This is a genomic window from Parabacteroides caecihominis, from assembly GCF_023656785.1.
GTDB lineage: Bacteria > Bacteroidota > Bacteroidia > Bacteroidales > Tannerellaceae > Parabacteroides > Parabacteroides segnis.
On record NZ_JAMOKS010000052.1, the window covers coordinates 24,726 to 36,330 of the forward strand.

The window sequence follows — 11,605 nt, forward strand, 5'->3', positions numbered from 1 at the left end:
TCATGTTGACCGTTTGGCGAAATAAAGCAAATATTACTAACATAAATTAAAACAAAAATGAAAAAAGGATTGAGTATTAAAACAATGGCTGTGGGGCTTTTATTAAGTTCTATGGTTGCATGTACTGGCAACAAAACAAGTGACGCTACTTGTTGCAACGGAGAGGGCGGATGCACTGAACAATGCAAATGCGATAAAAATTCTAATTGTAAAACTAATAAAGAAATGACTTATTCTAAGAAGTACACAAACGCCGATTTCTACAAAGACGGCAAATTCGATCAGGCAGTAGCTATCGAAGCAATGAAAGACATGTTTAAGTTCTATGATGTTCCTTTTACCGAACTGATGGCTAAAGACATGTGGGTTACAGACTTCGGTCTGGGTGACTTTGAAAACGTTGGTATGGGTGGTATTTTCTGGATCAATGATGCAGAACACGGATACTTCGCTCACGCTATCTACCTGCTTCCGGGACAGATGATCCCTGAACACGCTCACGTAAAAACTAAATTCCCTGCAAAACACGAATCATGGATGGTTGAAAAGGGATGGGTTTATAACTTCTCTGTACTTGGTGACGAAACTCCGAACGCTCCTGCAATTCCTGCAAGTCACGGACCTATCAAGAGCAAAAACTTCGTAGTTCAGAAAGTCGGTGATGTATTGCGTCTGAAAGAACTTGAATCATTCCACTTCATGATGGCAGGACCGGAAGGCGCTATCGTTGACGAATGGGCTTGTTATCATGACAATGACGGTTTGCGTTTCACAAACCCGAAGGCATCTCTCTAACTCCAATCGTAGTTGTTAACACCTTATATTAATATTGAGATACATGAATAAATATTTTTTATTAGTATCACTCTTCTTATCTACTTCCTTCCTTGTTTCGGCTGCACCGAAACAAAAGAAGGCGGATACCTGGATTGATGCATCAATTAAAGCAAAAACGGAACTGCAAACCCAGCTTCAGAAAACAGGAATGCCGATTATTTCCTCTTTCAAGAAGCATAAGGAAAAAGCAGAACCTTTTGCTGTTGACTTGAAGGGCGTAGATAAGCTGGTGCTTATCACTGCCGGAGGTCCGGATGGTTCTGATTACGACCAGGCTGTTTGGGGTAATGCCCGTTTGATTAAAGCGGACGGTACTGCTGTTTGGTTGGATGAAGTTCCTTTCGAATATGGTGTTGCCGGTTGGGCAAAGCCAAAAATGAATATTAATGCTTACGACCATGAGATTTTCATTGCAGGCAAAGAATACAAACACGGTGTTTTCTGCCATGCAAACGGAACTTTGGTTTATCCTATTAAAGGTGAATATGTTCGTTTTGAAGCTGAAGTAGGTATCGATGATACTTCTTCCGGCGGTAGCGTGTATTTCCAGGCATTGAACGTTGTTCCGAAGTTTGTCGGCGATGAACTGATCGCTAAATATCCGGAACAGATCGGTATGCTGGGCGCTATGATGGACGGTTTGGACACTTGGTTGATCACCCCGGATGCTTCTATTGAAAAACAAGCGGTAGAAGCAATGGTTGGTAAGTTGAAAGATGGCTCTTATTATAAGGGTGTCGTTCAGCAGATCGCTAACGAAAAAGATGTAAATACACAAATCCGTAAATATCTGGAATTGTTTGAAAAACTTCAGGATGTTTATGCGCTTCAGGGCGAACTGGAATGGCTGAATATGGATGCTATCAAGTTGGCATTTGCAGATATGAGCAAGCAGAAAGGTTTTGATGCTGCTAAATATCAGCCGATGCTGAATGAATTGGTACAACTTCAGCAGAAAGGTTTCAGTGGTATTTATAAAGGAGACGAACAAGCTATTGCCGATGCCCGCAAGGCATTGGATAATAAGAAAGCTATTTTGTTAGGTAACCCGTTATTGGATCCTGACAAGATCGTTGCCGTACGTTATAAATTAGGCTCTACTGCTCGTCAGGCAATGGCTCCGTCTTTGGGAACACAAGCTAATAACTGGAGTAACCAGGAATCTGCCCGCCGTAGTGGTTTCGATGCCGAGATCGTTGAATTGTCTAACCTGCGTGGTGACATGCAGATGAAGAGTATCTTCAAACCGATCGTTCCCGATGCCTCTATCGCTGACCTGAGAATGCACTGGGATGCAAACCGCGTTATGTTCACAACTCTGACGGGCGAGAACGACAAACGTTGGAATGTATACGAAGTAAAACTGGATGGAACAGGCTGCAAAAAGCTGATCGAGAATGAAGAACCTGACTTGGAATTCTATGATGGTACTTATCTGCCGGACGGACGTATTATTGCTAACTCCAACATCGGTTACCAGGGTGTTCCTTGCGTAAGCGGTGATGACCCGGTTGGTAATATGGTTCTTTATACTCCGGAACAGAAGAATCTGCGTCGTCTGACATTTGACCAGGATGCCAACTGGAACCCGGTTGTAATGAATAACGGACGTGTGATGTATACCCGTTGGGAATATACTGACCTGACTCACTATTATTCTCGTATCGTGATGCATATGAATCCGGACGGAACAGAAAACAAGGCTTTGTATGGTAGTGGTTCAATGTTCCCGAACAGTACGTTCGACATTCAGCCGTTGCCCGGACATGGTTCTGCTTTCGTTGGTATTATCTCAGGACACCACGGTGTTGCCCGTTCAGGACGTCTGATCATCTTCGACCCGACAAAGGGACGTAAGAATGTACAGGGTATGGTTCAGGAAATTCCTCACCGTAACCGTCCTATCCAAGAGTTGATCAAAGACGAATTGGTAAATGGCGTATGGCCTCAGTTCGTTAAACCGACTCCGCTGAATGACAAATATTTCCTGGTTGCTGCCAAGTTAGACCCGCAGTCTTTGTGGGGACTTTACCTGGTCGACATCTATGATAACGTAACTTGTCTGATGCAGGCAGAAGGTGAAGGCTATATCAGCCCGATCCTGGTGAAGGAAACAAAAACACCTCCGGCAATTCCTGATCGTGTGAAGCTGAATGAAAAAGAAGCTACTATCTTTATTCAGGATATTTATGAAGGTGAAGGTCTGCGCGGTATTCCTCGCGGAACTGTAAAAGAACTTCGTCTGCATGCTTACGAATATGCTTATGTGAAGACTCGTTCAGACCACAACTGGCACGGTATCCAGAGTGGTTGGGATATCAAACGTTTGTTAGGTACTGTACCTGTTGAAGAAGACGGTTCGGCTATCTTCAAAGTTCCGGCTAATACTCCGATCTCTATCCAGCCGATCGACAAGGACGGCGTTGCTGTTCAGTGGATGCGTAGTTGGGTAACCGGCCAGCCGGGTGAAGTGGTATCTTGTATCGGTTGTCACGAAGACCAGAATCAGATTCCTATTCCGAAACGTGTGATGGCTTCTCAGAAAGCGGCTGTTCCGTTGAAGGCTCCTGAAGGCGGTGTCCGTTCATTTACATTCGACCTGGAAATTCAGCCTATCCTGGATCGTGCTTGTATCGCTTGTCATAATGGCGAAGGCAAGGCATTCGACTTGCGTGGCGGTAAGAAAGACAAACTGGGTTATGGCACATCTTATCTGAACATTCATCCGTACGTACACCGTCAGGGTGGCGAAGGTGATATGGTTGTTCTTCAGCCGTATGAATATCATCCGAACACCAGCGAATTGGTTCGTATCCTGAAGAAGGGTCACCATAACGTGAAACTGACTGACGCAGAATGGTTGAAACTGTACAATTGGATCGACTATAATGCTCCTGATAAAGGTTACTTCGATGCAAACGTTCTGGGTAAGGAAATCATCCCGTACCAGGGATTCGATCAGATCGAACGTCGTAAAGAATTGACTGACAAATATGCTAATGGCATGGGTGTGGACTGGAAGAAAGAAATCGCTGACTACGCTTCTTATTTGAAGGCTCAGGGCCCGATCACTCCGGTTATGCCTGAAAAAGCAGCTCCTGTAAAGGTGAAGAATGTGAAAGCTAAAGGTTGGCCGTTCGACAAAGCTGCTATCAAAGATATGCTTGCAAAGGAAACGAGCAACCGTAAAGAGGTTGAAATCGCTCCGGGCGTGAAGATCAATTTCGTTCGTATCCCTGCCGGTGAATTCGTAATGGGTAGCTATAATGGCGAATCTGATGCTTATCCTACTGCTAAGGTGAAGATCGACAAACCGTTCTGGATGGGTGAAATGGAAATTACCAACCAGCAGTTCAATGCGATTTATCCGGATCATGACAGCCGTTTCGTAGACCAGTTGTGGAAAGACCACGTGGTACAGGGTTATCCGGCTAACGAGCCGAATCAACCGGTAATCCGTGTAAACTACAATGATGCAATGGATTATTGTAAGCAACTGAGCGAAAAGACAGGTCTGAACATTACGCTTCCGACAGAAGCACAATGGGAATGGGCTTGCCGTGCAGGTAGCGACAGTGATTTCTGGTATGGTGATATGAATACTGACTTCGGTAAATATGAAAACCTGGCTGACAAGACTACTTTACTGTTCGCAGTAAGTGGTGTAGACCCGAAACCGATGTCTCCGAATTCTTATTGGTATAAGTATTATACTTATCTGCCGAAAGAAGAAGGAGTAGACGACGGTCAGCTGATCCAGACTGGCGAAAAGGTGTATGAAGCCAACCCGTTCGGTTTGTATAACATGCACGGTAATGTTTCAGAATGGACCCGTTCAGACTATGTGCCTTATCCGTATAATCCGAAGACAAAACTGACTTCAGATCATAAAGTGGTTCGTGGTGGTTCATATATCGAACGTCCGAAATTCTCTACTGCTTATGCACGTAAGGCTTACTATCCGTACCAGCGTGTATTTAACGTAGGTTTCCGTGTAATCATCGAAGACTAATCCCTAAGATATGTCCTGGATATAGATAAAATCTATTAGGTGGCCCCGGGAAGGCCGGGGTCACTTAATTGAAAATTCTTATCTTTGGCGGCATAACTTAATAAAACAACAAATGAAAGCAACTCTCGAAAGAATATTCTCTTCCTTTGTAACAACAATTGTCTTGTTACTCCTCTATGGTTTTGGCCTGGCTGTCGCCACTTTTATCGAAAAGTATCATGGAACAGCAGCAGCCAAAGCAATGATTTATTATTCCCCTTTATTCTTTTTGTTGCAGTTCCTCTTAGTCGTTAATTTTATTGTCATAGCTATTAAGTACCAGTATTGCAAACTGCATAGATGGGGCTTAATGATTGTTCACACTTCCTTTATCATTATCCTTCTTGGCGCCCTCACATCCTTCCAGTTCGGCGAAGAAGGAATCCTTCATATCCGCGAAGGAGAAGCTACTGATCAGATGTCGGTCCGCCAGGGCGATCTGACAACTTTCCATACCTTGCCTTTCACCGTAGAACTGGTGAAATTTACGTTGACCCGCTATCCCGGTTCCGCCAGCCCCTCTTCTTATGAAAGCGAATTGCTGGTGCATATAGACGGCCAGACACGTCGTGAACGGGTTTTTATGAATAATGTATTAGATGAAAAAGGTTACCGTCTTTTCCAGGCATCTTATGACCCGGACGAGAAAGGAACCGTACTTTCCGTCAACCGCGATGTAGCCGGACGGAATATAACGTATACAGGTTACCTGCTGTTGGTAATCGGTCTTATCTTATCCTTAGTAGGGAAGAACTCCCGCTTTATGGCGTTGAGCCGTCGTTTAAAAGAATTACGTTCTGTTGCGCAGTCGGCAACAATGATGATTGCCCTGCTGGCATTATCGGTGTCGGTAAATGCAAAAGAAGAAACTTCGTCCATGCTGGATGCCGTACAGAAATATGCGGTGTCTCCGGAACATGCCGCTAAGTTCGGTGCATTGCCAATCCAGTCGCATAGCGGCCGTATGATGCCTATCAATACCTTTTCTTCTGAAATCCTGCGTAAGCTGCATAAGTCGGACAAGATCGGAAATCTGAACTCCGACCAGTTCCTGTTGAGCCTGCTTTCTATGCCGGATATGTGGATGCGCGTTCCTTTTATCGCTTTATCCAATAAAGAACTGGCTAATTATTACGACCTGACAGACGGCGAATGTGCTTATCTTCAGGCGTTCGATAATAAAGGCGATTATAAACTGCAACAGAAACTGGAGGAAGCCTACAACAAGATGCCTGCCGAACGGACCCGTTTCGACAAGGACCTGCTGAAACTCGACGAGCAGATCAACATCTTCCACCAGTTGATCAATTACCAGATGTTGAACCTGTTCCCGAAAGAGGACGACCCTAACCATAAATGGTATGCCTCCGGTGATGACTTGTCCGGATTTGCCGGTAAGGACTCCATGTTTGTTTCCCGCATCATGGGCTGGTATCTGGCCGAAGTGCAGGATGCCTTGCAGGGGGGCGACTGGTCGAAAGCCGACGAGGTGATCGGTATGATCAGCACCTATCAGCAGGCAAAGAATAAAACACTGGATATCTCTCCGAAAAAGATAGAGACTGAATTGAAGTATAACAAGATGGACATGTTCCGTTGGTGTAAGATCGGCTATCTGATCCTGGGAGGATTGATGCTTGTACTCTCTTTCGCCATGCTGTTCAAGCAGCAGAGGTGGATGAAGGCAGGTCTCTGGATATTGGGGATAGGAGTGTTGGGTGTCTTCTTTTTCCACATGTACGGCATGGGAATGCGTTGGTATATTGCCGGATATGCGCCGTGGAGTAACTCGTATGAAACAATGGTATATGTTGCCTGGGCGACAGTCCTGGCAGGTCTGCTGTTTGTAAGACGCAGTACGGTGACCTTTGCACTGGCCACTTTATTTGGCGGTATTATCCTGTTCGTCTCCGGACTGAACTGGATGGACCCGGAAATCAATCCGCTCGTTCCGGTACTGAAATCGCCGTGGCTGATGTTCCATGTGGCTGTAATCGTAGCTGCTTATGGCTTCTTCGGAATCAGTTGCCTGATCGGATTGACGAACCTGGTGATGACGAGTATCGCCGGAAAGAAAAATACGGAATTGCTGAAAGCCCGTGTAAAAGAACTGACTATCGTCAATGAAATGGCGCTTTGGGTAGGTCTGGCTTTGATGACGATCGGAACATTCCTCGGTGCCGTTTGGGCGAACGAGTCATGGGGACGTTACTGGGGATGGGACCCGAAAGAAACATGGGCATTGATTACGATGGTGGTTTATGCCGTGGTTGTTCACCTTCATCTGGTGAGACGCTGGTACAGCGACTGGTTATTCAATCTGTGCTCGGTCGTTGCTTTCTCATCCGTATTGATGACATTCTTCGGAGTGAATTATTTCCTGAGCGGCATGCACTCGTACGGACAGAACGATAATGTACATGGAATCTTTACTTATTTATATATAGCCGGTGCTGTTGTGATAATCCTCGGGATATTGTCAAGGATCGGGTATAATAAGACGAAAGAAGAATAAAACGAATGAATTATTAATATAGAAGTTAAACATTAAATTTTAGTGATCATGAGAACATTTAATCATGTAGGTATCATTACCAACGAAAACCAAGAAGGTGCAATGTTCAACGAAGGTTTGAACGTATGGTTAACCGATTACAGCAAGAGCCCTAACAAGATCGAATTCCTGAAATTTGACGATCCTGCTGCGAGCTGCCTGCCTGATCTGGTTAAATCAAATGGTCATATCGCTTATACAGTTCCTTCACTGGACGAAGCGCTGAAAGATGCGAAAGTGATCTTTGGCCCGGCTGTATGCGACGAACATCTGACTATCGCTTTCATCGAAGAAGAAGGCATCGCAATCGAATTAATGGAAATCAAATAATTTATAAACCTAAACGAAACAAGGAGGAAAAACACCATGGCAGAAATTAAGACTAAATTTATAAATGATCCCGAACAAGTAACTCCGGAATTGCTGGAGGGTTATGTATTGGCTTATCCTGATCAGGTAAAGCTGGCTGCTGAAAACGTTGTTGTTCGCGCTAATCCGAAAAGCGAAGACAAAGTAGCTGTCGTTACATTAGGCGGCTCAGGCCACGAACCTGCACTGAGCGGTTTCGTAGGCGACGGTATGCTCGACTGCTCCGTAGTAGGCGACGTATTTGCTGCTCCGGGTGCACAGCGTCTGTTCCAGGCTTTGCAGTTGATGAAACGTGAAGCAGGTATCCTGTTAGTTGTATTGAACCACTCAGGCGACGTGATGAGTGCAAACATGGCTTGCCAGCTGGCAGAACGCGTAGGCATCAAAGTAAAACAACTTCTGACTCACGATGATATCAGTGCCGGTATCGGTGCTCCGACAAACGATCGTCGCGGTTTGGCTGGTTGCGTACCTTTGTATAAGATTCTGGGTGCTGCTGCCGACGAAGGCAAATCATTGGACGAACTGATCGAGATCGGCGAACGTTACAACGAAAAAGTAGCTACTCTGGCTGTTGCTATGCGTTCTTGTACTCATCCGCAAAACAATGCTACAATCACTGACCTGCCTGCCGGTATCATGGAAATCGGTATGGGACAGCATGGTGAAGGTGGCGGCGGCCAGAAACCGCTGGTATCTGCTGATGCTACTGCTGCCGAAATGGTAGACCTGCTGTGTCAGCAACTGCAACCGAAGGCTGGCGACAAGATGATGCTTATCATCAACGGCGTAGGTGCTACTACTCATATGGAATTGAATATCATCTTCCGCAAGGCTTACAAAGAATTGGAAGCACGTGGTCTGGAAGTTGTATTCGGCCGTATCCAGGAAATCCTGACAGTTCAGGAACAAGCCGGTTTCCAGATGATTATGGGTATCATGGATGAAGATCATATTGACTATTTAAAGAACAAGAGTGCAAACGCACCGTATTGGACAACTATCGGTAAATAAACAAATAAACATGAAACAACTGACTATTGAGGCTTTCAAAGGTATGCTGAATAACGCCTTAACGCATATCAAAGCCCGCGAAGACGAATTCTCTAAACTGGATGCGGTAATCGGTGACGGCGATCACGGACAGGCTATCGTAACTGCTTTCTCTGTTGTAGTGAAAGCAGGCGAGAAAGGAACGGAATTCAAATCTATGCTGAATGACATGGGATTTGGCGTGATGCTGGAAACAAGCGGATCGACAAGTACGCTGTTAGGAGCATTTTTCCTTGGAATGAGCGACAACGCTGCCGGCACTGAACTGGATGCTGCCGGTGTGAAGAAGATGTTTGCCGGAGGCCTTGCAAACGTGCAGAAACAGACACAGGCTAAGAAGGGTGATAAAACCATGATGGACGCCCTGATCCCCGCAATCGAGGCAATCGAAGCATCTACTTCGGACGATATCAAGGAAATCATGACAGCAGGTGCTGAAGCAGCTATCAGAGGTGCTGAAGAAACTGTCAACATGAAAGCAAACTTCGGACGTGCCCGTAACTACGGCGAACGTTCTATCGGTTACGCCGATAGCGGTGCTACTTCCTGGAGCTGTATGTTTGCCTCTTTCGCAGAAGCATTATAATAGAATAACTAACTTTTTTAAATATAGAAAATAGAAAAATGGCAGATTTAGATGATTTGAGAGAAGGCAGTAACTTCGGTTTAGGTGTTAGCTCTCAACAACAGAGTTTCCATGTGAAGGGTGCTGAAAACCTTCCCTGGGGTATGAAAGATCGTTTATCACGTATCTTCAACCCGAAAACAGGCAAAGCCGTAATGTTGGCTTTCGACCACGGCTTCATCATGGGACCGACTTCAGGTTTGGAACGTATCGACCTGAATATTGTACCGCTGATTGAATATGCCGACTGTATCATGTGTACACGCGGTATCCTTCAGTCTTCAATCCCGACAACAACAAACAAACCTATCTGTTTGCGTTCGGATGCTGGTACTTCTATCCTGACTGACCTGAACGACAACGTTCTGATCGACATAGAAGATGCTATCCGCATGAACGTTTCAGCTATGGCTGTGATGTTGGCTATCGGTGACGAAGCACACGAAGCGAAGACGATCGCCAACCTGTACAAGGCTGTAGATAAAGGAACTCGTTATGGTATTCCTGTAATGGGTGTGACTGCTGTCGGCAAACAGATGGCACGCGACGCTCGTTACTTCGGTCTGGCTTCCCGTATCTGTGCTGAAAACGGTGCAAATATCGTGAAGACTTACTATTGCGAAGGTTTCGAAAAAGTAGTTGCTGCTTGTCCGGTTCCTGTTGTGATTGCAGGCGGTAAGAAATTACCTGAACTGGAAGCATTGGAACTGTGTTACAAGGCTATCAACGACGGTGCTGCCGGTGTTGACATGGGACGTAACGTATTCCAGTCTGAAAATCCTGTCGCTATGATCCAGGCTGTTCACGCAGTGGTTCATGACGGTTTGACTCCGCAACAAGGTTTCGAAAAGTTCCAGGATTTGTCTAAGTAATTAATTATTATACTCCGAAGGGGCGGGGCTCTGCTCTGCCCCTTGTTGTATCTAAACATAACATAATACATATATTGAATTGCCATGAAGAAAATATTCACATTATTGTGCTCTGCTCTTTTCTTGTTTGCTGCCACTTCCTGCCAGCAAAAGGCTCAGAAATTATTGTTGGCCGGTTCAGGCTGGAATAAGGTCGTTATCATCGACAAGAATACAAAGCAGATAGAATGGGAGCATCCTATACAAAAAGGTTGGGAATGTAATTCAGCCGTTGCTACTCCGGACGGAAACATCCTGTTCGCCTATAAAAAAGGTGCAAAACTGATTACCCGCGATCAGAAAGAGTTATGGAACATTCCGGCTCCGGATACTTGCGAGATGCAGACAGCCCGTGTATTGCCCGACGGTAATTACCTGTTGGCATGGTGCGGCCATCCGGCTAAGATCATGGAAGTAAGCCCGAAAGGTGATATACTTTCAGAAACTGTATACGAAACAGGTATCGACCACCCGCATGCTCAGTTCCGCCAGGTGAACAAGAACAAGGCAGGCAACTATCTGATGCCTCTTTTCGCTACATCTGAAGTACGTGAAATCTCTCCGGCCGGCGAACTGATTAAAACAACGAAGCTGGAAGGTACTCCGTACAGCACCGTATTGCTGAACAACGGCAATTACATGGTTGCTTGCGGTGACGGACATTCTCTGATGGAAGTAAATCTGGACAAAGGCGAAGTGATCCGCCGGATCGGAGAAAAGGACATCGAAGGTGTTTCTTTATTTTTTGTTGCCCAACTGTTGCCTACTTCAAACAACGGTCTGTATATCTGTAACTGGCAGGGACACGACCCCAGTGCAAAAGAATCAAACAACCCGCAGTTGATGGAGATCGACGGTAACAACAAAGTTATCTGGAGCCTGAATGACAACGATACATTCGGCATGATCTCTTCTGTCTGCCCGATCGACTAAGTAGATTATCTATAACTCTGGTTGTAACTGATTCCCCTCTTGAGAGGGGATAAGGGGTGTGTTATTGTTCGCCTATATGACTGGCATTAACACACCCCCTGCCCCCTCTCGAGAGACTGTGTAAAAACATATCTCAAAAAGTTCTTTGGCATTTTGTATAGTAAATAGAAAGAAAATTAGTTCTGGAAAAAGTTCTTGTTCTCAAATTTTGGCTAAAATCGACCTTGTTGTAGTCTAAAAAGGTCTGTATAAAGAGTTAAAATCAAGCAAAC

General features: G+C 45.3%; 8 protein-coding genes. All 8 read left to right on the forward strand.

Annotated elements, in window-relative coordinates:
- Positions 1 to 57: 57 nt before the first annotated feature.
- The 8 genes from NBH14_RS26450 to NBH14_RS26485 all read left to right on the forward strand — a co-directional run bounded on the left by NBH14_RS26450 (position 58) and on the right by NBH14_RS26485 (position 11,333).
- Entirely contained in the window at positions 58 to 795 is a 738-nt protein-coding gene (locus NBH14_RS26450; RefSeq protein WP_186961754.1) for a cupin domain-containing protein, read from the forward strand.
- 43 nt (positions 796 to 838) lie between these two features.
- Positions 839 to 4,849 carry an SUMF1/EgtB/PvdO family nonheme iron enzyme gene (locus tag NBH14_RS26455; RefSeq protein ID WP_186961755.1) on the forward strand — a complete coding sequence of 1,337 codons (4,011 nt, stop codon included), beginning with the start codon at positions 839 to 841 and terminating at the stop codon, positions 4,847 to 4,849.
- A gap of 112 nt (positions 4,850 to 4,961) precedes the next feature.
- On the forward strand, positions 4,962 to 7,403 hold the full coding sequence (locus tag NBH14_RS26460; RefSeq protein WP_186961756.1) for a cytochrome c biogenesis protein CcsA: 2,442 nt from the start codon (positions 4,962 to 4,964) through the stop codon (positions 7,401 to 7,403).
- Positions 7,404 to 7,451: 48 nt separating this feature from the next.
- Positions 7,452 to 7,772: a hypothetical protein gene (locus NBH14_RS26465; RefSeq protein ID WP_028727385.1), complete on the forward strand. Its 321-nt coding sequence runs from the start codon at positions 7,452 to 7,454 to the stop codon at positions 7,770 to 7,772.
- A 36-nt stretch (positions 7,773 to 7,808) separates the two neighbouring features.
- On the forward strand, positions 7,809 to 8,825 hold the full coding sequence (locus NBH14_RS26470) for a dihydroxyacetone kinase subunit DhaK (protein ID WP_186961757.1): 1,017 nt from the start codon (positions 7,809 to 7,811) through the stop codon (positions 8,823 to 8,825).
- Between the two features lie 10 nt (positions 8,826 to 8,835).
- Complete coding sequence (locus tag NBH14_RS26475; RefSeq protein WP_186961758.1) at positions 8,836 to 9,450, forward strand: DAK2 domain-containing protein; 615 nt, start codon at positions 8,836 to 8,838, stop codon at positions 9,448 to 9,450.
- Between the two features lie 38 nt (positions 9,451 to 9,488).
- A complete protein-coding gene (gene lsrF / locus NBH14_RS26480) occupies positions 9,489 to 10,361 on the forward strand; it encodes a 3-hydroxy-5-phosphonooxypentane-2,4-dione thiolase (protein ID WP_007655985.1) in 873 nt (290 codons plus the stop codon).
- 84 nt (positions 10,362 to 10,445) lie between these two features.
- On the forward strand, positions 10,446 to 11,333 hold the full coding sequence (locus tag NBH14_RS26485; RefSeq protein ID WP_186961759.1) for a beta-propeller domain-containing protein: 888 nt from the start codon (positions 10,446 to 10,448) through the stop codon (positions 11,331 to 11,333).
- Positions 11,334 to 11,605 lie beyond the last annotated feature (272 nt).

Coding starts and splice junctions, on each gene's coding strand:
- NBH14_RS26450 (WP_186961754.1), top strand. CDS start 58: ATGAAAAAAGGATTGAGTATTAAAACAATGGCTGTGGGGCTTTTATTA.
- NBH14_RS26455 (WP_186961755.1), top strand. CDS start 839: ATGAATAAATATTTTTTATTAGTATCACTCTTCTTATCTACTTCCTTC.
- NBH14_RS26460 (WP_186961756.1), top strand. CDS start 4,962: ATGAAAGCAACTCTCGAAAGAATATTCTCTTCCTTTGTAACAACAATT.
- NBH14_RS26465 (WP_028727385.1), top strand. CDS start 7,452: ATGAGAACATTTAATCATGTAGGTATCATTACCAACGAAAACCAAGAA.
- NBH14_RS26470 (WP_186961757.1), top strand. CDS start 7,809: ATGGCAGAAATTAAGACTAAATTTATAAATGATCCCGAACAAGTAACT.
- NBH14_RS26475 (WP_186961758.1), top strand. CDS start 8,836: ATGAAACAACTGACTATTGAGGCTTTCAAAGGTATGCTGAATAACGCC.
- lsrF (WP_007655985.1), top strand. CDS start 9,489: ATGGCAGATTTAGATGATTTGAGAGAAGGCAGTAACTTCGGTTTAGGT.
- NBH14_RS26485 (WP_186961759.1), top strand. CDS start 10,446: ATGAAGAAAATATTCACATTATTGTGCTCTGCTCTTTTCTTGTTTGCT.